Source organism: Allobosea sp. TBD101 (assembly GCF_059817965.1).
On sequence record NZ_CM187543.1, the window covers coordinates 3420401 to 3440199 of the forward strand.

At 65.5% G+C, this 19799-nt stretch carries 19 protein-coding genes; 6 read left to right on the plus strand and 13 right to left on the minus strand.

Annotation, left to right across the window (positions count from 1 at the left end):
* Positions 1 to 7 precede the first annotated feature (7 nt).
* The 3 genes from AC6RIC_RS16655 to AC6RIC_RS16665 form a co-directional block, all read right to left on the minus strand.
* Complete coding sequence (locus AC6RIC_RS16655; protein ID WP_499733162.1) at positions 8 to 1204, minus strand: amino acid ABC transporter permease; 1197 nt, start codon at positions 1202 to 1204, stop codon at positions 8 to 10.
* Between the two features lie 256 nt (positions 1205 to 1460).
* Positions 1461 to 2600 carry an amino acid ABC transporter substrate-binding protein gene (locus AC6RIC_RS16660; protein ID WP_499733163.1) on the minus strand — a complete coding sequence of 380 codons (1140 nt, stop codon included), beginning with the start codon at positions 2598 to 2600 and terminating at the stop codon, positions 1461 to 1463.
* Positions 2601 to 2761: 161 nt separating this feature from the next.
* A complete protein-coding gene (locus AC6RIC_RS16665) occupies positions 2762 to 3784 on the minus strand; it encodes an amino acid ABC transporter substrate-binding protein (RefSeq protein ID WP_499733164.1) in 1023 nt (340 codons plus the stop codon).
* 265 nt (positions 3785 to 4049) lie between these two features.
* On the opposite strand from AC6RIC_RS16665, the gene metC reads away from it, so the two are divergent.
* On the plus strand, positions 4050 to 5240 hold the full coding sequence (metC, locus tag AC6RIC_RS16670; protein WP_499733165.1) for a cystathionine beta-lyase: 1191 nt from the start codon (positions 4050 to 4052) through the stop codon (positions 5238 to 5240).
* 170 nt (positions 5241 to 5410) lie between these two features.
* On the opposite strand, the gene ppx is transcribed toward metC, so the two are convergent.
* The 5 genes from ppx to AC6RIC_RS16695 form a co-directional block, all read right to left on the minus strand.
* Positions 5411 to 6892 (minus strand): exopolyphosphatase, encoded by a 1482-nt coding sequence (gene ppx, locus AC6RIC_RS16675; RefSeq protein ID WP_499733166.1) that lies wholly within the window; start codon positions 6890 to 6892, stop codon positions 5411 to 5413.
* 28 nt (positions 6893 to 6920) lie between these two features.
* Positions 6921 to 9113 (minus strand): RNA degradosome polyphosphate kinase, encoded by a 2193-nt coding sequence (locus AC6RIC_RS16680; RefSeq protein WP_454657313.1) that lies wholly within the window; start codon positions 9111 to 9113, stop codon positions 6921 to 6923.
* A gap of 123 nt (positions 9114 to 9236) precedes the next feature.
* A complete protein-coding gene (locus AC6RIC_RS16685) occupies positions 9237 to 9935 on the minus strand; it encodes a P-loop NTPase family protein (protein ID WP_499733167.1) in 699 nt (232 codons plus the stop codon).
* A gap of 7 nt (positions 9936 to 9942) precedes the next feature.
* Positions 9943 to 11052: an AI-2E family transporter gene (locus AC6RIC_RS16690; protein ID WP_499733168.1), complete on the minus strand. Its 1110-nt coding sequence runs from the start codon at positions 11050 to 11052 to the stop codon at positions 9943 to 9945.
* Positions 11053 to 11145: 93 nt separating this feature from the next.
* Positions 11146 to 11676, minus strand: a complete 531-nt coding sequence (locus AC6RIC_RS16695) for a CDP-alcohol phosphatidyltransferase family protein (RefSeq protein WP_499736618.1) — start codon at positions 11674 to 11676, stop codon at positions 11146 to 11148.
* A 285-nt stretch (positions 11677 to 11961) separates the two neighbouring features.
* On the opposite strand from AC6RIC_RS16695, the gene purM reads away from it, so the two are divergent.
* Positions 11962 to 13035, plus strand: a complete 1074-nt coding sequence (gene purM, locus AC6RIC_RS16700; protein ID WP_499733169.1) for a phosphoribosylformylglycinamidine cyclo-ligase — start codon at positions 11962 to 11964, stop codon at positions 13033 to 13035.
* Between the two features lie 56 nt (positions 13036 to 13091).
* Entirely contained in the window at positions 13092 to 13655 is a 564-nt protein-coding gene (purN, locus tag AC6RIC_RS16705; protein WP_499736619.1) for a phosphoribosylglycinamide formyltransferase, read from the plus strand.
* Between the two features lie 119 nt (positions 13656 to 13774).
* Here the strand turns inward: purN and AC6RIC_RS16710 are convergent, their stop codons facing one another.
* Both AC6RIC_RS16710 and AC6RIC_RS16715 read right to left on the minus strand, forming a co-directional pair.
* Entirely contained in the window at positions 13775 to 14533 is a 759-nt protein-coding gene (locus AC6RIC_RS16710) for a helix-turn-helix transcriptional regulator (protein ID WP_454657319.1), read from the minus strand.
* Positions 14534 to 14719: 186 nt separating this feature from the next.
* On the minus strand, positions 14720 to 15154 hold the full coding sequence (locus AC6RIC_RS16715) for a hypothetical protein (RefSeq protein WP_454657320.1): 435 nt from the start codon (positions 15152 to 15154) through the stop codon (positions 14720 to 14722).
* Positions 15155 to 16078: 924 nt separating this feature from the next.
* Here AC6RIC_RS16715 and AC6RIC_RS16720 point away from each other — a divergent pair.
* On the plus strand, positions 16079 to 16921 hold the full coding sequence (locus AC6RIC_RS16720; RefSeq protein ID WP_499733170.1) for a MipA/OmpV family protein: 843 nt from the start codon (positions 16079 to 16081) through the stop codon (positions 16919 to 16921).
* Positions 16922 to 17166: 245 nt separating this feature from the next.
* Here AC6RIC_RS16720 and ndk read toward each other — a convergent pair whose 3' ends face one another.
* Positions 17167 to 17589, minus strand: coding sequence for a nucleoside-diphosphate kinase (ndk, locus tag AC6RIC_RS16725; RefSeq protein WP_293810206.1), 423 nt, complete (start codon positions 17587 to 17589; stop codon positions 17167 to 17169).
* Positions 17590 to 17753: 164 nt separating this feature from the next.
* On the opposite strand from ndk, the gene AC6RIC_RS16730 reads away from it, so the two are divergent.
* Positions 17754 to 17888 carry a hypothetical protein gene (locus tag AC6RIC_RS16730; RefSeq protein ID WP_280528818.1) on the plus strand — a complete coding sequence of 45 codons (135 nt, stop codon included), beginning with the start codon at positions 17754 to 17756 and terminating at the stop codon, positions 17886 to 17888.
* A gap of 43 nt (positions 17889 to 17931) precedes the next feature.
* Here the strand turns inward: AC6RIC_RS16730 and AC6RIC_RS16735 are convergent, their stop codons facing one another.
* Positions 17932 to 18201 (minus strand): sel1 repeat family protein, encoded by a 270-nt coding sequence (locus AC6RIC_RS16735; protein ID WP_499733171.1) that lies wholly within the window; start codon positions 18199 to 18201, stop codon positions 17932 to 17934.
* A gap of 353 nt (positions 18202 to 18554) precedes the next feature.
* Here AC6RIC_RS16735 and AC6RIC_RS16740 point away from each other — a divergent pair, with 353 nt between their 5' ends.
* Entirely contained in the window at positions 18555 to 18941 is a 387-nt protein-coding gene (locus AC6RIC_RS16740; RefSeq protein ID WP_499733172.1) for a DUF2147 domain-containing protein, read from the plus strand.
* A gap of 111 nt (positions 18942 to 19052) precedes the next feature.
* On the opposite strand, the gene AC6RIC_RS16745 is transcribed toward AC6RIC_RS16740, so the two are convergent.
* Positions 19053 to 19760, minus strand: coding sequence for a glutathione S-transferase N-terminal domain-containing protein (locus AC6RIC_RS16745; RefSeq protein ID WP_499733173.1), 708 nt, complete (start codon positions 19758 to 19760; stop codon positions 19053 to 19055).
* Between the last annotated feature and the right edge of the window lie 39 nt (positions 19761 to 19799).

Below are 19799 nucleotides of genomic sequence, written 5' to 3' on the forward strand. Positions count from 1 at the left end.
ACAGCCCTCACCGTTCCACCAGCGCCATGCGCTTGTTGTAGATGTTCATGAACAGCGACGTCACCAGCGAGATCGTCAGATAGACCGCCATCGTGATCGAGACCATCTCGACTGCCTGGCCGGTCTGGTTCAGCACCGTGCCGGTGAAGACCTGGACGAGGTCGGGATAGCCGATCGCGACCGCCAGCGACGAGTTCTTGGTCAGGTTGAGGTAGTTCGAGGTCAGCGGCGGGATGATGACGCGCATCGCCTGCGGGATGACGACGAGCTTCAGCGTCGGCCCGTTGCGCAAGCCCAGTGCGTGTGCCGCCTCGGTCTGCCCCTTCGACACCGCGAGGATGCCGGCGCGCACGACCTCGGCGATGAAGCCGGCCGTATAGGTGGTCAGGCCGACCAGAAGCGCGACGAATTCCGGGAAGATCTGGATGCCGCCGCGCAGGTTGAAGCCGGCAAGCTCCGGATAGACGAAGGTGACCGGCCGACCCATGACGAAATAGACCAGCGTGGGCAGGATCACGATCAGGCCGAGCGCGACCAGGCCGATCGGATATTGCCGGCCGGTCGCCGCCTGCTGCTTGTGAGCCCAGGAGCGGAAAACGAGGGTGGCGACAAGGCCGATCAGGAATGCCCAGACGATCAGGCTGCCGCCGGGAGCCAGATGCGGATCGGGAAGGTAAAGGCCGCGGTTGTTGAGCAGCGCACCGGCCGGCAGCTCGATCGACTGGCGCGGGTTCGGCAGCGGCTTCAGCACCGCATTGTACCAGAAGAAGAGCTGGAGCAGCAGCGGGATGTTGCGGATGACCTCGACATAGATCATCGCGAGCTTGGAGATCACCCAGTTGTTCGACAACCGGGCGACGCCGACGAAGAAGCCCAGGAAGGTCGCGAAGATGATGCCCAACCCAGCGACGAGCAGCGTGTTCAGCAATCCGACGATGAACGCATCGCCATAGGTCGAGCCGCCGGAAGCCGAGAACGGGATCAGCTTCTGGTTGACGTCGAAGCCGGCGGCGTTGTGCCAGAAGCCGAAGCCGGAGGCGATCTTCTGCGCGCGCAGGTTTTCGATCGCGTTCGATGCCGCCGACCAGACCAGGAAGACGACGATCGCCACCAAAGCGATCTGATAGACATAGCCCCGGATCTTCGGGTCGTAAAATAGCGACGCCTTGCCTGGGGATACCTGTTCGTGGGGAATGCTCGACACCTGTCACGCCCTTTTTTGTTTCGCTTGTCGTGGCCGGCGATCCTGCGGCGGTGCGGTTGCGCCGCGGTCGTCTTGTTGCCCGTGCCACTCTTCTGGTTTTGGAATCGCGCCCGGCCGGCAGGCCGCGCGCGCTTGTCTCAGCCCCCGGTCCCCGCCCGCGCGGTGCGCTGCGACAGGTATCCGGCGCCGGCAGCTGCCGACGCAACGATCATCCTCATGTTGTCCCCTGTTCGGAGCAGGTTGGTCCCGCCCTCGGCTAGCCAGCAAGTCCCGGGCCAGACGACCCGGACCCCGCCGTATTTCCTTCGTCTCGCGCAGAGCCTTCCGGCTCCGTTTCATTCCGTCGTGAACCGGGTTTGACCCGGCCCTGCTCAGCGGATCGGCGGGGCGTATGCAGGCCGCCCCGAGTCCAAAGCGCATTCTGGCCACGTTCGATCCTCAGAGGCGAGTCCCGACCGAGGTTTCTCTCGAAAGATTCACCATAATTGCCGACATCGCGAAGAATGCGATAGGCCCAATCGCGATCGAGACCCAACGCCTCGCCGAAATCCCCCTCGATTCCGAGCAGACGCCGGATATCCGGTCGCTCGGAAGCCCGCATCGCGGCGGCATTACCCTGACCGACCCCAAGATCCTCGGCATTCACCATGGCGAAGAGCGTCCATTTGACCAGATCGAACCACTGGTCGTCGCCATGGCGCACGGCGGGGCCGAGCGGCTCCTTCGCGATCGTCTCGGGCAGGATGACGTGTTCTTGCGGTGCCGCCAGCTTCATCCGCTGGATCGCGAGGCCCGCCCGGTCATAAGCATAGGCGTCGCAGCGGCCGCTGGCATAGGCGTCGACGGTCTCCTCGCTGCCCTGGAAGGTGACGATCTCGTATCTCAGGCCGTGGCTGCGGAAGAAATCTGCGACGTTGAGCTCCGTCGTGGTGCCCTGCTCGGTGCAGACCGAGGCGCCGTTGAGTTGAAGCGCCGAAGCGAGGCCCAGCTTGGCGCGAACCACAAAGCCTTCGCCGCCGTAGAAATTAATGCCGGTGAAGTTGAGGCCGAGCGCGGTATCGCGCGCCATCGACCAGGTCGAGGTCCGCGACAGCAGATCGACCTCACCGGCCTGAAGCGCCGTGAAACGGTCCTTGGACAGGAGCGGGACGAATTGCACCTTTTCGGGATCGTCGAAGATCGCGGCGGCAACCGCCCGGCAGAGATCGACGTCGAAGCCGGTCCAGCGCCCCTGCCTGTCGGGGATCGAGAAACCGGCCAGCGAAGGCGCCGCACCGCAAATCACCGCACCGCGATGCCTGACCTGCTCCAGCAAGCCGCTCTCGGGAGCAGCCCGTCCGCTAGCCGGCGCGAGGGCCGCCATAGCGGCGAATGCCATCGCGAAGATGGGCGGCATCCTTGCTTTTCCCATGGCGGTACGGGCCCTGGACGACAGCAGCGACGGCACCATGCGGTAATCGAATACTCAAATCTTGCGCACCGTCGGCAAAGGCCGCCTCGGAGCGCGCACCCGAAACGAAAACGGGGCGCCGGTCAGGCCGGCGCCCCGGAAGGTTGTTAGCGAACCGGCGGAGCGTATTGCAGACCGCCCTTGGTCCAGAGCGCGTTCTGGCCGCGCGCGATCTTGAGCAGGGAGCCCTGGCCGACGTTACGCTCGAAGGATTCGCCGTAATTGCCGACATGCTTGACGATGCGGACGACCCAGTCCGCCGTCAGGCCGACCTGCTCGCCGAACTTGCCTTCGGTGCCGAGCAGACGCTTGATCTCCGGGTTGTCGGACTTCAGCTGCTGCTCGACATTCGCCTGGGTCACACCGAGCTCCTCGGCGTTCAGCATGGCGAAATGGGTCCACTTCACCAGGTTGAGCCACTGCGGGTCGTTGTTACGGACGGAGGGGCCGAGCGGCTCCTTGGAGATGATCTCCGGCAGCACGAGGTGCTCGTCCGGGTTCGTCAGCTTCAGACGCTCGGCATAGAGGCCCGAGGCGTCGGTGGTGAAGGCGTCGCAGCGGCCGGCGTCATAGGCCTTGATCGTCTCGTCCGAGCTGGCGAAGGCGACGACTTCGTACTTGAGGTTGTTGGCGCGGAAATAGTCGGCGAGGTTGAGTTCGGTCGTGGTGCCCTGCTGGGTGCAGACCGAGGCGCCGTTGAGCTGAAGCGCCGAGTTCACGCCGAGCTTCTTGCGGACCAGGAAGCCCTGGCCGTCATAGTAGTTCACGCCGGTGAAGAGCAGGCCGAGCGAGGCGTCGCGCGTCATCGTCCAGGTCGAGTTGCGGACGAGCACGTCGACTTCGCCCGACTGGAGCGCGGTGAAGCGGTCCTTGGCCGAAAGCGGGATGAACTTCACCTTGTTGGGATCGTTGAAGATCGTCGCCGAGATAGCGCGGCAGAGGTCGACGTCGAGCCCCTTCCAGTTGCCCTGCGCGTCCGGCACGCCGAAGCCGGCAAGGCCGGTATTCGAGCCGCAATTCAGGATGCCGCGCTGCTTGACCTGCGCGAGCGTGCCCTGGGCCGAGGCCCCGGTCGCGGACAGCGCCATGCCGATCCCTGCTGCGAGGGCGGCTGCAACAAACTTTTTCATCGGTACTCTCCCGTTGGAACCCCTTGTCCGGCTGATGCCGGAAGATATTTCTGGTCCCGCCGCCGGCGGCTTTTTCGCCGCTCGGTTGATCCCGCTTTCGCGCGGCGTCCCCATATCCTCGAGTCGATTGCCAGAGCGATTCATGAGCGTCAAGCAACCGCCATACGCATGAACCGCCCCTTGTTCCCTGCATACATCACATGCGAGTTTGTGGGGAGTGGTCAAGCCTGACCATGATTTCCCCCTTTTCTGGCCGTGCCTTTCCATGAAAAAGCTGACTTCGCCTGAATTCGCGCGCCTCGGCGAGCGCACGCGCCTCGTGCTGGCAGGGCGCGACCCGGCCGACAGCTACGGCTTTGTCAATGCGCCTATCGTACGAGGCTCGACAGTCGTCTATCCGAACACCGAGGACTTCCTGGTGCGCAAAGCGCGCTACACCTACGGCACCGACGGCAACCCGACGATCGACGCGCTGTTGGCCGCCGCCAATACGATCGAGGGCGGCGCCGGCGTCGTCGTGACGCCATCGGGGCTGATGGCCTGCACGCTCGCCTTCCTGACCCTGCTATCGTCCGGCGATCACGTTCTGGTGACGGACAGCGTCTACCGGCCGACGCGCATCTTCTGCGACACCTTCCTCAAGCGGATGGGCGTCGAGGTGACCTATTACGACCCGCTGGTCGGCGCCGACATCGCGGAGCTGTTCAAGCCGAACACCAGGGCCGTCTGGACCGAAGCGCCGGGCTCGCAGACCTTCGAGATGCAGGACATCCCGGCCATCGTGGCGGCAGCGCATGCGCGCGACATCCCGGTCGCGATGGACAATACCTGGGCGACGCCGCTGTTCTTCGATGCCCATGCCTTCGGCGTCGATCTCTCGGTGCAAGCCGGCACCAAATACTACGCCGCCCATTCGGACGTGCTGATCGGCACCGTTTCGGCCCGCACGCCGGAGCAGTTCAAGAAGCTGCGCGCAGCCTGGAACCAGCTCGGCCTCATCATTGCCCCGGAAGACGCGTTCCTGACCCTGCGCGGCATGCGCACGATGGCGATCCGCCTGAAGGAACAGATGCCGGCCGGTATCGCGGTAGCCGAATGGCTGCAGGGACGGCCCGAGGTCGCCCGTGTCCTCCACCCTGCCCTGCCGGGCGCGCCGGGCCACGAGATCTGGAAGCGCGACTTCACCGGCGCTTCCTCGCTCTTCACCTTCGAACTGAAGCCCGTTTCGATGAAGGCCGTCGGCGCGATGCTGGACGGGCTCGCCCTGTTCGGGATCGGCGCCTCCTGGGGCGGCTATGAGAGCCTCGTCCTGCCCTTCGACTGCAAGGACTACCGCACGGCGACGAAGCCGGACTTCAAGGGGCCGACGGTCCGCATCCATATCGGGCTCGAGGACATCGAGGACCTCAAGGCCGATCTCGATGCCGGCTTCGCAAGGCTGCGCGCGGTGGGGTGAGCCAGCCCTTTGTCATTCCGGGGCTTCGCGTAGCGAAGAACCCGGAACCCACGATCAGGCACTCCACTGACAACCGCACACCGAATGTCTCACCCCGTCGTGGGTTCCGGGTTCGCGCCTGCAGCGCGCCCCGGAATGACAAGGGTTGGGTGATCGAATGCCGACAGACCTCAGAGCCGCCCGATCTCGAAATCGCGGCCGAGCAGCTTCGCGAGCTGCTTGAGCCGCCCCTCGACGCGCTCGCTCGCCAGCGCCGCGAGGTCATCAGGGAAGCGCAGGAGCAGCCGATTGTCGACGCAGGAAGCCGGAATGCGCGGCAGGATGCCGGACATGCCGGCCGAGAGCAGATAGGCGACGCGGAAAATCGCCGCGATCAGCATCGCCCGTGTCAGGATCGCCGGCGGCAACAGCGTCTTCAACCCTGCTGCAGCCGGTGAACTCGCCTTCATCCCGGCATAGCGATGGAAGATCGTCAGCGCCAGGAAGGCCCGGCCGACATGGTCGAGGCCGGTGAAATAGGCATGGGCGATCACGTTCATGCTCTGCTCGCCGCGATAGTCGGGATGGGCGCGCCAGCCGATATCGGAGAGCAGGCAGACGGTCTCGACCATCCGGCCGGAGGGCTCGTCCTGCGGCAGGCCGGCCGTCTCCAGGATGCCGCGGGTCCAGTTGATCAGCTCGGCCGCATGACGCGGGTCGCGGGCGCGCAGCAGATTGTAATCGCGCGCGGCCTGCATGAGCGGATCGGCGCTCTGCTCCTCCGGCGAGAGCTGCTCGTGCAGCAGGCCCTCGCGCACGCCCTGCGCCGAGATGATGATCTCGCGCGGCTTGCCACGCTTGATCAGCTCGTCGAGCACCAGCGCACCATAGGCCAGCAGCGGACGGCGGGCCGAGGACACGGAATCGATCGCGTCGAGCACCGAGATATCGGCCCGTTCGACCAGCTTGACGAAATCGGCGACGTCGCGCGTCGGGACGGAGTAGCCGTGCATCACGTTCAGCGGATAGGCCGCGCGATGCTGGTGGAGGGTGGCGAGCGCGCGCCAGGTGCCGCCGACGGCGTAGAAGTCGCGGCCCTTCATGGCGGCGAGCTGCGGCAGCTTGTCGAGCTCGTCCTTGACGATCTTCTCGGCCGCCTTGAGCGAGCCCTTCGATCGGTCGAGCAGGGCGAGACCGCCGAGCGGGACGCTGGCACCCTGCCCCACCGCGCCGTCCTTGACCGAGATCAGCTCCAGGCTGCCGCCGCCGAGGTCGCCGACGACGCCGTCCGGGTTGTCGAAGCCCGAGATCACGCCGAGGCCGGAGAGCACGGCCTCGCGACCGCCCGAGATCAACTCGATCGGCTGCCCGATCGCCGCCTCGGCGCGGGCGATGAATTCCGGGCCGTTGCTGGCATAGCGCGCCGCAGCCGTCGCGATGACGCGGATCTCGCCGACATGCATGGCTTCGCAGAGGATGCGGAAGCGCACCAGCGCATTGATCGCCTTGGCGATGGCATCGTCGGCAAGACGGCCGGTCGAGGCGACCTGCCGGCCGAGACCGGCCATCTCCTTCTCGTTGAAGACCTGCGACGGCGCGCGGGCCAGCATCTCGTAGACGACGAGACGGACCGAGTTCGAGCCGATATCGACGATGGCGATCGTATGGGACAACGCGAGCCGCCCCGGCGCATGCCTGAGCTCAGGCCTTGCGTCCCCCTCGGCGCGAGAGGGAGCGGGGACTTGAATTGGAGAGCGATTTTCCACGTCCGGACAGACTCGGGTTCGTCATGAAGTACTTATGCGCGTTGAACGGCTCTTCGTTCGGCGCGGGGACAATGCGGCGCGAGCCGCCATCGGGCAATATCGTCCAGCTCTGCTCGTTGTCGAGCAGATTGGCCAACATGATCTGATCCAGCAACTGCTGATGCACAGTCGGATTGAGGATCGGCGTCAGCGCCTCGACGCGGCGGTCGAGATTGCGCGGCATCAGGTCGGCCGAGGAAATGTAGATCTTGGCCTTGGGCGACGGCATGCCGTGACCGGCGCCGAAGGCGTAGATGCGGGTATGCTCCAGGAAGCGGCCGATAATCGACTTGACCCGGATATTCTCGGATAGACCGGGCACGCCGGGCCTCAGGCAGCAGATGCCGCGCACGACGAAGTCGATCTCGACGCCGGCCTGGCTGGCGTCATAGAGCGCGTCGATAATCTCGGGATCGACCAGCGAATTGCACTTGCCCCAGATCGCGCCCTTGCGGCCGGCCTTCACATGGGCGATCTCCTCGGCGATGTCGGCGAGCAGGCGCTGCTTCAGGCTGGTCGGCGAGACGGCCATCCGCTCGAGACCAGCGGGCTCGGCATAGCCGGTGATGAAGTTGAAGATGCGGGCGACGTCCTGCGCGATCACCGGATCGGCGGTGAAGAAGGAGACGTCGGTATAGATGCGCGCCGTGATCGGGTGGTAGTTGCCGGTCGCGATGTGGCAGTAGCTGACGAGCTGCCCCGCCTCGCGGCGCACGACCAATGACAGCTTGGCGTGGGTCTTGAGCTCGATGAAGCCGTAGACGACCTGGACGCCGGCGCGCTCCATCTCCTTGGCCCAGCGGATATTGGCTTCCTCGTCGAAGCGGGCCTTGAGCTCGACCAGCGCCGTCACCGACTTGCCGGCCTCGGCCGCTTCGGTGAGCGCCTTGACGATCGGCGAGTTCGCGGAGGTGCGGTAGAGCGTCTGCTTGATCGCGACGACATTGGGGTCGCGCGCCGCCTGCTGCAGGAACTGCACGACGACGTCGAAGCTCTCATAGGGATGATGGACCAGCAGGTCCTTCTGCCGGATCGCCGCGAAGCAATCGCCGCCATGCTCGCGGATGCGCTCCGGGAAGCGAGCGTTGTAGGGCTTGAACTTCAGGTCCGGCCGGTCGACGCCGACGAGCTGCGAGAGCTCGGTCAGGCCGATCATGCCGTTGACCTCGACGACCTCGTCGTTGTCGACCTTGAGCTCGCGCACGATCAGCCGGCGCAGATGGTCCGGCATGCCGGTCGAGAGTTCGAGCCGGATGACGACGCCGAGGCGGCGCTGCTTCAGCATGGTCTCGAAGACGCGGACGAGGTCCTCCGCCTCCTCCTCGATGTCGAGATCGGAATCGCGGATGATGCGGAACGAGCCGGCACCCTTCACCTCGTAACCCGGGAAGAGCTTGCTGATGAACAGCGAGACCGCGTCGTCGAGCGCGATGAAGCGGTGCAGCCCTTCGCGCGCCAGGTCCGGCAACTCGATGAAGCGGTCGATCTTCGTGGGCACGCGGATCAGCGCGTCGAGCTGGCGCCCGTCATGCTTGCGCTCCAGCGCCAGCGCGATGGTGAAGCCGAGATTGGGGATGAAGGGGAAGGGATGCGCCGGGTCGATCGCCAGCGGCGTCAGCACCGGGAAGATGTAGTTGAGGAAGTAATCCTCCAGCCAGATCCGGTCCTGCGATCCGATATCGCCGGGCTGGAGCAGGTGGATGCGGTTCTCGTGCAGATCGTGGCGCAGCTCGGCCCAGCGCGCCTGCTGGTCGGCGGTCAAGGCCGCGACGGCTTCGCCGATGGCGACGAGCTGGCCGGCCGGCGTCAGGCCGTCCTGGCTGCGCGTGATGACGCCGGCCTTGAGCTGCTCGCGCAGGCCGGAGACGCGGACCATGAAGAACTCGTCGAGATTGTTCGCGGAGATCGAGAGGAAGCGCAGTTGCTCCAGCAGCGGGTGACTGCGATTCGAGGCTTCCTCCATGACGCGGCGGTTGAACTGGAGCCAGGAGAGCTCACGGTTCATGAAGCGCTCCGGTTGCTGGCGCAGCGACAGCGCGGCCTCCTCACCGGTAGTCTCGGCCTGGATCATCACAGTATCAGTCGTCATGCGCTTCATCCGTGCCCCGATCGGCCCCTCACCTGTCGCCGATCTTGAAGCCATCCTAGCGTGACGGTTCGATGACAAGCGACATGATTTGAGGAATGCCGGCTCGAGGAGACGCGGCCCGGTTCAACCCGCATCCTGCGGGAAGAGTTCCGCCAAAGCCTCCTGCACCAAGGGGCGCGTCACCCTGCGGCCGCGTTCGAGCGCAAGCCGGTCGAGCCGGTCGACAACCTGCCGCGCGGCGGCGAAGGAACGCTCCATCCGCATGGCGAGGGCGTCGATCACGGCGATATCGACGACGAGCTGGCGGTCGATGAAGAGCTTGACCAGCAATGCCCGCAGCAACCCGTCATCCGGTGGCTCGATCGTTGCGGCAGGAGCCAGCCTCAGGCGCGAGAGCAGGTCCGGTACCGTCAGCCCCCAGAGGTCGGGCGAGCGCCGCGCCGTCAGCAGCAACGAGCCGCCGCGCGCCTTGATCGCATTCATCAGATGGAACAGGGCGGGCTCGTCGAGGGAGCCTGAATCGCAATCCTCGATCACCAGCGCGCCGCCGGAGACGAAATGCGGCACCTGCGCCTCGTCCAGCTCCCTGGCGGAAATCGTCCAGGCATGGGCCGCGCGCGCCCAGATCGCGGCGAGATGGGTCTTGCCGGCGCCTTCCGGCCCGGTCAGGCGCAGCCAGGCTTCCGGCCAGGCCGGCCAGCGCTCGATCAGGCCATAGGCGGCCTCGTTGGAGGCGCCGACCAGAAAATCCTCGACGCCATGACGGCTGTCGACCGGCAGGTCGAAGGCGAGCTGGCGCGGACGCGGGGGAATTTCGGACATGGACAACTCAGGCGTCGGCGTCGATGCGCGCCTTGGCCGCCGCAGCGCGGGTGGCATCACCACCGTGATAAAGGTTGCTGGCGAGGTATTGCCGCAAGGCGAAGCGGCAGAGCACGCCGATGACGGCCGCGAGCGGCACCGCCAGCAACAGGCCGACGAAGCCGAACAGCGAGCCGAAGGCAAGCAGCGCGAACATCAGCCAGACCGGGTGAACGCCGATGGAATTGCCGACCAACTTGGGCTGGAGGATGTTCCCTTCGAGGAACTGCCCGGCAAAGAAGACGCCGAGCGTCGCCAAGGGCCAGGTCCAGTCCGGCCAGAACTGCACCGTCGCGACACCGACCGAGAGCACGAGTCCGGTCAGCGAGCCGACATAGGGGATGAAGGAGAGGAAACCCGAGATGATGCCGATCAGCGCGCCGAAATTGACCCCGATGATGCTGAGGCCAATGGCATAGAAGCCGCCGAGCAGCACGCAGACCAGCGCCTGCCCGCGCAGGAATCCCGCGATCGCCATGTCCATCTCGTGCAGCAGGCCGCGGATGGTGTCGCGATGCTCGAGCGGCAGCCAGCTGTCGACGGTCGCGACCATGCGGTCCCAGTCGGCCAGCAGGTAGAAGGCGATGACCGGTGTCAGCACCAGGAGCGAGAACACGCCAACGATGGCGGTGCCGCCGCTCCAGAGCGATTGGAGCAGGCCGCCGACCCATTTCATGCCGTCGCCGACGAGATTGCCGAGCGAACTCTGCGCCTCCTTGGTCAGTTCCGCGCCCCCGAAACGCTCGAGCCAGGGCGCGCTCTTCTCCAGCACCAGAGCCTGGAGCTTGGCGGCATCGCCGGGCAAACGGGCGACGAGGCCGGCGAGCTGCTGGCCGAGCAACGGCGCGAGCAGCACCAGCGCCAGCACGAAGATGAGCAGGAAGACGACGAGGATGACGATCGTCGCCGCCAGCCGATTCATGCCCATGCGCTCCAACCGGTCGGCGAGCGGATCGAGCAGATAGGCCAGCGTCAGCGCCGCGATGAAGGGCAGCAGCACATCGCGCAGCACCACCAGGAACAGGACGAAGACGACAAGGGAGCCGACCCAGAAGCCGATCTGGCGTTGCAACGTCATCGATCAGCCTCTCTCGCGTCTCACGGCCGGCAGGACATGTCAGATGTGCATCGGGGCCTGCGGTTCCAAGCCGTTCAGGCGGATAAAGCCCCGTCAACCTGCCATGTGGCGCAGCCAGAAGGCGAGATAGGCCGTCATCGAGGCGACCGTCAACAGAGCGACGAGGAGTTCACAGGCCAGCGCCAGCGCGCCGAGCTCGATGCCGAAGGCCCGCGAGCCCAAAGCGAGCGCGGCGAAGCCGATCTGCGCGGCAGTGTTGAGCTTGCTGACGACGATGGGCGCAATCGTCAGCGGCTTGTCGAGCAGCCAGGACAGGATCACCGCCGCCACGATCATCAGGTCCCTCGCGACGACGAGCACGACGAGCCAGACCGGGACCGCGCCGACGACGGCGAGCGTGATGTAGATCGAGACGATCAGCGCCTTGTCGGCGACCGGATCGAGCCATGCCCCCAGCTCGCTCGCCATGCCGCAGCGTTTGGCGAGGAAGCCGTCGACCGCATCCGAGATGCCGGCGACGACGAAAAGGATGAAGGCCGCATCCCAGTTCGCGTTGATGATCATGACGATGACCAGCGGCACCAGGAACAGGCGACCGATCGTGATCAGGTTGGGGATCGTCATGGCGGAGAGCTTTGCCCAATGCAGGGTACGACGCCAGAGGCTCGTGCGCGTCATGTCACTTTTCCGCGCGGTCATCCCGGACAAGCCGCCTATGGCGGCGTCGATCCGGGATCCATGCCTGACCCTTCATCGGAAATGCTCCGGCATGGATCCCGGGTCTCCCTCCGGTCGCCCGGGATGACACGAGTTGGTCTGTGAGAAACCAACAAAGCGCCCGCATATGCCTTGCCATGGCGGGCATGCTTGCCTATCGCTCCCGCGAGCACGCAAGGAAGGCGAAACGCAATGAGCAAGCCCGGCGCAAACGGACTGACCTATGCGCAGGCAGGTGTCGATATCGACGCCGGCAATGCCATGGTCGACGAGATCAAGCCGCTGGTGCGTGCGACGCGCCGGCCGGGCGCCGACGCGGAGATCGGCGGCTTCGGCGGGCTCTTCGACCTGAAAGCGGCCGGTTTCAACGACCCGATCCTGGTCGCAGCCAATGACGGCGTCGGCACCAAGGTCAAGATCGCGATCGAAAGCGGGCTGCATTCGACGATCGGCATCGACCTCGTCGCGATGTGCGTCAACGACCTGATCGTGCAGGGCGCCGAGCCCCTGCTCTTCCTCGACTATTACGCCACCGGCAAGCTCGACCCGAAGGTCGGCGTCGAGATCGTGCGCGGCATCGCCGATGGCTGCCGCCAGGCCGGCTGCGCACTGATCGGCGGCGAGACCGCCGAGATGCCGGGTATGTACGCAGAGAAGGATTACGACCTCGCCGGCTTCGCCGTCGGCGCCGCCGAACGCGGCACGCTGCTGCCGCGCGCTGACCTGAAGCCCGGCGACGTGGTGTTCGGCCTGCCCTCCTCCGGCGTGCACTCCAACGGCTATTCGCTGGTGCGCCGTATCGTCGAAGTCAGCGGCCTCGGCTGGGACGCGCCCGCTCCCTTCGCGCCCGAAAAGAGCCTTGCACAGGCGCTGCTGGAGCCGACCCGGATCTATGTGAAACCACTGTTGCAGGCGCTGAAGGCGACCGACGGCATCAAGGCGCTGGCGCATATCACCGGCGGCGGCTTCCCCGATAATATTCCGCGCGTGCTGCCCGACGGGCTTGGCGTCGCGCTCGACCTGCCCGCGATCCCGGTTCCGGCCGTGTTCGGCTGGCTCGCCAAGGTCGGCGGCGTCGCCGAGCGCGAAATGCTGCGCACCTTCAACTGCGGCATCGGCATGATCGTCGCGGCCGAGGCCGGCAAGGCGGACGAGGTTCTCGCCACCCTGAAGGCGGCCGGCGAGGCGCCGGTGAAGCTCGGCGAGATCGTGCCGGTCGCGGCCGGCGAGGAGCAGGTCGGCTATCGCGGCAAGCTCTCGCTGTGAGCGCCACCTTTCCCCGCAAGCGCGTCGGGGTGCTGATCTCCGGGCGCGGCTCCAACATGGTCTCGCTGGCGGAAGCGGCGCAGGCGCCGGGCTATCCGGCCGAGATCGCGCTCGTCATCTCCAACATCCCCGACGTCGCCGGGCTCGAGCGGGCGCGTGATTTCGGCATCGCCACAGCGACCGTCGACCACCGCTCCTTCGGCAAGGACCGCGAAGCGTTCGAGCGCGCGGTGGATGAAGTGCTGCGGGTCAACCAGATCGAGCTCATCGTGCTCGCCGGCTTCATGCGCATCCTGACGCCCTGGTTCGTGGCGCGCTGGGAAGGCCGGATGATCAACATCCACCCGTCGCTGCTGCCGCTGTTCAAGGGCACGCATACGCATCGGCAGGCGCTGGAAGCCGGCGTCACCGAACATGGCTGCTCGGCACATTTCGTCGTGCCGGAGCTCGATGCCGGGCCGGTTATTCTGCAGGCGAAGGTGCCGGTCCTGCCCGGCGACGACGAGGAGACGCTGGCAAAGCGCGTCCTCGTCGAAGAGCACAAGCTCTATCCGGAGGCACTGGCGGAAGTCGCCTCCGGCCGCGCGAAGCTCGAAGGCGGCGCGGTCATCCGCGGTTAGAGCAACTCAGCAATTCTCCGAATTACAGAATTGCTCTAAGCCTTTGCTTTGTCGCACATTCGCTAGCGCGGACCTTTGGTTCTTCACGCGAACCGGTATCCATTTCGCTCGAAAATGCTTTAGGCCGCGACGCTGCCCTCGGCGTTCGCCTGCATTCCGCTCCCCTCGCGCTTGCAGCGCTCCCATTCCTCCTTCGTGCGCTCCTCTTCCTTCTGCCAGCGACGGAAGAGATCGGCCCGTCGGGCGGGATAGCGCTCCTCCAGCGCAACGAGGCCAGTCAGGCGGTCGGTGCGGAAATGGCGGAAGGCCTGCCGAAGTTCGCACCAGGCGATGACGATGCGGACACGCTCGTAGAAGGTCATGCCGATCGGCCAGATCATGCGCTGCGTCGCATGCCCGCTCTCGTCGCTATAGTGGATCGAGAGCTTGCGGCCGTTGCGGATGGCGGCACGGACCGCCGCGACATCGACCTGATCGGTCGGCACATCGCCGGGATGGGACGCCGCGAACAAGGCACCATCGAGCAGGATCGGCCGCAGATGCGGCGGCAGCACTGCCGCGACCTTGCTGACGACATCCTCGGCAGCGCGCGCCAGCACCGGGTCAGCCCGCTCGCTCAGCCAACGCATGCCGACCAGAACGGCCTCGATCTCGTCGGGCGACAGCATCAAGGGCGGCAGGTCGAAGCCCGCATCGAGCACATAGCCGATGCCGGCCTCGCCGCGCACAGGCACGCCCTGGCGCACCAGTGCACCGATATCGCGATAGACCGTGCGCACGGAGACATCGAGCTCGGAGGCCAGCGTCTCGGCGGTCACGGGGCGCCTGCGACGACGCAGGCTCTGAATCATGTCGAGCAATCGTTCAGCGCGCTGCACGGCGGCGTCTCCCCACTCGTCTCCCGGCCCAACAGCCATGCCGCTCGATCGTTGGGATCGAGCGGATCACGATGTGGACCTGCGGCAGAATGGCTCAGCCGCGCTGACAGCTTCTGTCAGCAGTCTGTCAGCAGCAAGGCGCACTTGTCGAGAAGCATGCGCAGCCTCCTCGACTCACCGTTCAGCTTAGAACGGCCGCTTCAGCTTGCACTGGTCGATGAACTGCAGGCCCTTCTGGCGGGCCGTGTCGTTGAAATAGCCGGTGTCGCGGAAAGCCTGGATCTCGTCCTTGGTCATCGCCGCGACCGTGCCCTTGGCGTAGCAGCTGCAAGGGGTGTGGACAGCCTCGCGCGTCGTGCCCATGAGCTGCGACTGCGTGACCAGGCAGGCGTCGAAGGCGCGCAGCTGGATCATGTAGGGGGTGAGGTTCTTCGCCGTCGGATCGGGCGGCGGCAAGGTCGTCGAGCTGCTTGCGGCATAGGCCGAAACGCTCGCCAGAATCGACAATCCACCGGCCAGAACGACCGCACCCATCCGCCGCATCTTCATGATTCCGCCTGCCCTTCGAGAACGGAGCGCAGCGAAGACCACGATGCCGAGCTCGTACTCCGGCATGGTCATAGAGCGGCGCCGAGGTCAAGAGGCGGATTGGGACAGGAATGCCGATTTCATCGGCTGTGCGCCCCGTTCGACGCGCCTGCAGGCAGGATAAGCCTCCATGCCTTTCGTCCATGCGACCGGCAGATCGCAACCCGGCCAGCCGGAGCGAGTTTCGGCACCCATTTGGGGGTTGCCGCGCCGACCAGCGACATCGCCAATGCGAAGCTAGGAAAGCGGAGACGGCCCGCCCCTGAGTCGAATCCAGCCTGACAAACCGCCGCTACGCCCAGCAAGGCTGCGGTCACCTGATTTGTGGTGCCATGTGATGGACGATCCCGAGCGGCAGCGGTCTGCCTCCGATCTCCCGCGAGACGAGGCGAAAGCCGGAAGCAAGATCATGAGCCTGTTGCTCATGAGCGCCATCACCGTGACGATGGCGGCCTGGATCATCTTCCTGGGCTGGGCGGCGCGGTCGATCCTCGGCGACGGCTAGTCGATCTCGGGCGCACGCTCGGCCAATTCGAGGAACACCGCTGCGCAGAGCAGCCAGAGGATCGCCACTTCCATCATCGCCGGTCCTCCTAGAGTGCCTTTCGACCGACATCTCCGGCCTCGCGGTCCATTCTCTCCATCATCGATTAACGCGCGGTAATCGCGCCGCCGGCGGGCCCATGTCCGTTCGCCGACCCCTGCCCGCTTCACGCCCCTGGAACATGCGCAGAACGATGTTGTTCCGCGCGGCCGCGTTCCGCCGCAGTCCGCGGCAAAAACCGTGAGACACCGCGAAGCGAAGCGGTACGAAAGCCCCTGCCCACGGAACCGCAGACCCAATCCATTGATATCCCTTAAGATAACGAATCGGGAACCTTAACCGCGCATTAAACCTCGTCCGCCAGATTGCCGGCATCGCCTATCGGAGACGCCATAGCGTCGGAGTTCTGGATTATGCGTTGCGTTGCGTATCTGGCGGGTCTTTCGGCCTGCCTCACCCTGTCGCTGCCGGGCCAGGCCCAGGCCCAGTCGAGGGACTACTCGACCCTGACTTCGCCCCAGTCGGCGCAGAACTGGTACATCACGCTGGGCGCCGGCGTGCGCTACCAGCCCGACTACACAGGCTCGGACGATTATGTCTTCCGGGCTCGCCCGATCATCTCGCTGGGCAAGGGCCTGAAGAGCACCTGGTGGAGCGCAGAGGACGACGCGATGCTGAGCATCGGGGTCTTCTCCGGCCAGGGCTGGCGCATCGGCTTCTCGGGCGACCTGCTCTGGAAGCGCTCGGCCAAGGTCAATCCGGCCCTCGTCGCCATCCCCGCCACCAAGTTCGGAGCCGAGCTCGGCGGCTTCGCCGAATTCTACCCGACCTCCTGGCTGCGCGGCCGCGTCGACCTGCGCCGCGGTATCGCCGCGCATGACGGCGTCGTCGCCGACTTCAAGCTCGACGCCTTCTCCACCGTCGGGACCTGGACGCTGGGCGTCGGCCCGCGCATGCGGATCGCCTCGGCCGATTATGTCCGGACCTATTTCGGCACCGGCGGCGCGATGCCCGGCACCGGCGGCCTGCTGCAACGCTACAATGCCGGCGTCCATTCGGTCGGCGCGCTGGCGCAGGTGACCTATCACTGGTCCGACCAGCTCAAGACCACGGCCTATGTCGAGTACAAGCGCCTAGTCGGCGACGCCACGCGCTCCCCGATCGTCAGGCCGTTCGGCTCGCGCGATTCGCTCACCTTCGGCCTGTCGGCGAGCTATTCGTTCGACACCGGAACGAACTACTCCTTCGGGCTCTGAGGAGCCGCCGCATCTGGTCGCCAGGGGTTTAGAAGCACACCTGTGTCATTCCGGGGCGCGCCGCAGGCGCGGCCCTGGAACCCACGACCGGGTGAGACATCAGGTGTTCGGTTGCAAGCGGCTCGCCCGGTCGTGGGTTCCGGGCTCTTCGCTCACGCGAAGCCCCGGAATGACAAAGGTCGATCTCAACAAAAAAGGCGGGCCGGAAACCGGCCCGCCTTTCTGCTTTTCAGCGGTAGCTGAAATCAGCCGACGATCTCGTTGCCCGAGAAGAACTGGGCGATCTCGATCGCGGCCGTCTCCGGCGCGTCCGAACCGTGCACGGTGTTCTCGCCGACCGAGAGGGCGAAGAGCTTGCGGACGGTGCCCTCGGCGGCGTTCGCCGGATTGGTGGCGCCCATCACTTCACGGTGCTTGGCGATGGCGTCCTCGCCTTCCAGGACCTGCACGACGACCGGACCGGAGGTCATGAACTCGACGAGCTCGCCGAAGAACGGACGAGCCGCATGGACGGCGTAGAAGGTCTCGGCCTGGGCCTTGGTCATCTGGATGCGCTTCTGCGCGACGATGCGCAGGCCAGCCTTCTCGAAGACCGCGTTGACCGCGCCGGTGAGATTGCGCTTCGTCGCATCGGGCTTGAGAATGGAGAAGGTACGCTGGACAGCCATCGATCGATCCTTGGAACGGGTACGGAAAAAGGAAATGCGGCGCGCTTATAGCTGCCGCCTTCGCACCCCACAAGGCTCGTGCGCAGGACCGCCATGCCGGAAATCCATGAGCCGGCAGATCAATTCGGTGTTAGATTGAGGCGTTGACGACAAGGAGCCTGCCTATGCTGCTCATTGGTCTCGCCTTCGCCAGCTGCCTGGCGCTGCTTTGTGAAATCCTGTCCGTAACGCCCGATTCCATCACCAGGGATCGCAGGGGCAACCAGCCCCCGCCCTCGGGCGGCGTCGCGGCGTTCTGAACGGCGCCGCAAGGCGCCATCCTGCCGGATACCGAACGTGGCCTCAGTGCCGCGTCAGGAAAGCGCGGGCCTCGCGCAGCGCCGAGGCGATCTGATCGCGATCCATCTCGAGCGCAAGCTCCTGGCGATGCGCCGCCGCTCGGTCACAGCCACGGGCGAAGGCGACGTTGAACCACATCTGCGCCTTGACCAGGTCGATGGCGCCGGCGCGCCCGGAGGCATGCATCAGGCCGAGTTCGTAATAGGCTTCCGCCGACACCTCCGCCGGGATCACCAGCGAAGCGGGAACCGCGTTCATCTCCATGCGAGCCATGACAACCACCCTCTTGTCTTTGCGCCGGCCACCCGTCCAAAGGCCCCGGCTGATGAGTGCGAGAGTGGGTCCGATCTTTAAAATGCGCCCTAAATTTCGCGATGAATCGAGTCTCAACGAGACGTAATCAGGCGGTTAAATCAACGAAGGATTCATTTCGGAATCGCAAGAAGTCGAATGATTTCAATACCGTGATCTTACGTCACTTCCGCGCCCGTTGAGGATGGATTCACCTTGCGTAGCGGAAGCCGGGGAAACCTCTTCCGTAGCGGCAGCTTGGAGGCCGGCCGGATCCGCGATATGGTTCACATCTGAACCATGCAGACATAGCTGGTCGAACACGGGAGGATCGGATGCATCACGGAACCGGATCGAAGCTCGCGGCCTTCGCCGCGCTCGGCCTGCTGGCGAGCGTCACGGCTGCGGCGTCTCAGGAAGTCGTCGGCACCTGGGAGCGCGATACCGGCGCCTCACGCGTGCGCTTCACCAAATGCGGCGAAGCGCTTTGCGGCTCGCTCTCCTGGCTCAAGGACGAGAATGGGCCGGCCAAGGTCGGCCAGCGCATCTTCTACGACATGAAGCCGAACGGCGCGAACAAGTGGAGCGGCAGCGCCTTCAACCCCGAAGACGGCAAGACCTATTCGGGCACGATGACGCTCTCGGGCAGCACGCTGACCACGGCCGGCTGCGTCATGGGCGGGCTGATCTGCCGCTCGGTGAAGTGGAACCGCTCGAACTGACGTTTTCACGCCATAGGCGGGGAAACGTCATCCTCGGGCGAAGCGAAGCGCAGACCCGAGGATCTCTCGTCCAGAGATGCCCGGGTCAAGCCCGGGCATGACGGCTTGGGCTCAACGCGCCTTCTGGCCGAAGAGGATCGCCTTTTCCTGGGGCGTGCTGATGCCCGCCGGGTTGCGCAGTTCCTCGCCGACCTTGATGCCGCGCTGTACGGCGGGCCGCGCCAGCATCGTCTCCAGCCAGCGCGCAACATTCGGGAACTGCTTGAGGTCCTGGCCCTGCTTTTCCCAGCCACGGGCCCAGCCGATGCAGGCCATGTCGGCGATGGAATAGTCGCCACAGATATAGTCGCGGCCTTCGAGGCGCTTGTTCAGCACGCCGTAAAGCCGGTTGGCCTCGTTGGTGTAGCGGTCGATCGCGTAGGGCACGGGCTCGGGCGCGTAGAGGCGGAAATGGTGGGTCTGGCCGAGCATCGGGCCGAAGCCGCCCATCTGCCAGAACAGCCACTCATCGACCTCGACACGGCCGCGTTCGTCCTGCGGATAGAACTTGCCCGTCTTGCGGCCGAGATATTGCAGGATCGCGCCGGATTCGAAGACCGAGATCGGCTTGCCGTCCGGCCCGTCGGGATCGACGATCGCCGGCATGCGGTTGTTCGGGGAGATCGCGAGGAAGTCCGGCTTGAACTGGTCGCCCTTGCCGATGTTCACCGGGACGATGGTGTAGGGCAGCCCGGCTTCTTCGAGCATGATGGTGATCTTGAAGCCGTTCGGCGTCGGCCAGTAATAGAGGTCGATCGGCTTGGCGGGGGCTTCGGACATCGGTCGCTTCCTTTCAGGCGGTAGGCCTCGTTCCGAAAC

Coding starts and splice junctions, on each gene's coding strand:
- AC6RIC_RS16660 (WP_499733163.1), bottom strand. CDS start 2,600: ATGCCGCCCATCTTCGCGATGGCATTCGCCGCTATGGCGGCCCTCGCG.
- AC6RIC_RS16665 (WP_499733164.1), bottom strand. CDS start 3,784: ATGAAAAAGTTTGTTGCAGCCGCCCTCGCAGCAGGGATCGGCATGGCG.
- metC (WP_499733165.1), top strand. CDS start 4,050: ATGAAAAAGCTGACTTCGCCTGAATTCGCGCGCCTCGGCGAGCGCACG.
- AC6RIC_RS16680 (WP_454657313.1), bottom strand. CDS start 9,113: ATGACGACTGATACTGTGATGATCCAGGCCGAGACTACCGGTGAGGAG.
- AC6RIC_RS16685 (WP_499733167.1), bottom strand. CDS start 9,935: ATGTCCGAAATTCCCCCGCGTCCGCGCCAGCTCGCCTTCGACCTGCCG.
- AC6RIC_RS16690 (WP_499733168.1), bottom strand. CDS start 11,052: ATGACGTTGCAACGCCAGATCGGCTTCTGGGTCGGCTCCCTTGTCGTC.
- AC6RIC_RS16695 (WP_499736618.1), bottom strand. CDS start 11,676: ATGACGATCCCCAACCTGATCACGATCGGTCGCCTGTTCCTGGTGCCG.
- purM (WP_499733169.1), top strand. CDS start 11,962: ATGAGCAAGCCCGGCGCAAACGGACTGACCTATGCGCAGGCAGGTGTC.
- purN (WP_499736619.1), top strand. CDS start 13,092: ATGGTCTCGCTGGCGGAAGCGGCGCAGGCGCCGGGCTATCCGGCCGAG.
- AC6RIC_RS16715 (WP_454657320.1), bottom strand. CDS start 15,154: ATGACCATGCCGGAGTACGAGCTCGGCATCGTGGTCTTCGCTGCGCTC.
- AC6RIC_RS16720 (WP_499733170.1), top strand. CDS start 16,079: ATGCGTTGCGTTGCGTATCTGGCGGGTCTTTCGGCCTGCCTCACCCTG.
- ndk (WP_293810206.1), bottom strand. CDS start 17,589: ATGGCTGTCCAGCGTACCTTCTCCATTCTCAAGCCCGATGCGACGAAG.
- AC6RIC_RS16730 (WP_280528818.1), top strand. CDS start 17,754: ATGCTGCTCATTGGTCTCGCCTTCGCCAGCTGCCTGGCGCTGCTTTGT.
- AC6RIC_RS16735 (WP_499733171.1), bottom strand. CDS start 18,201: ATGGCTCGCATGGAGATGAACGCGGTTCCCGCTTCGCTGGTGATCCCG.
- AC6RIC_RS16740 (WP_499733172.1), top strand. CDS start 18,555: ATGCATCACGGAACCGGATCGAAGCTCGCGGCCTTCGCCGCGCTCGGC.
- AC6RIC_RS16745 (WP_499733173.1), bottom strand. CDS start 19,760: ATGTCCGAAGCCCCCGCCAAGCCGATCGACCTCTATTACTGGCCGACG.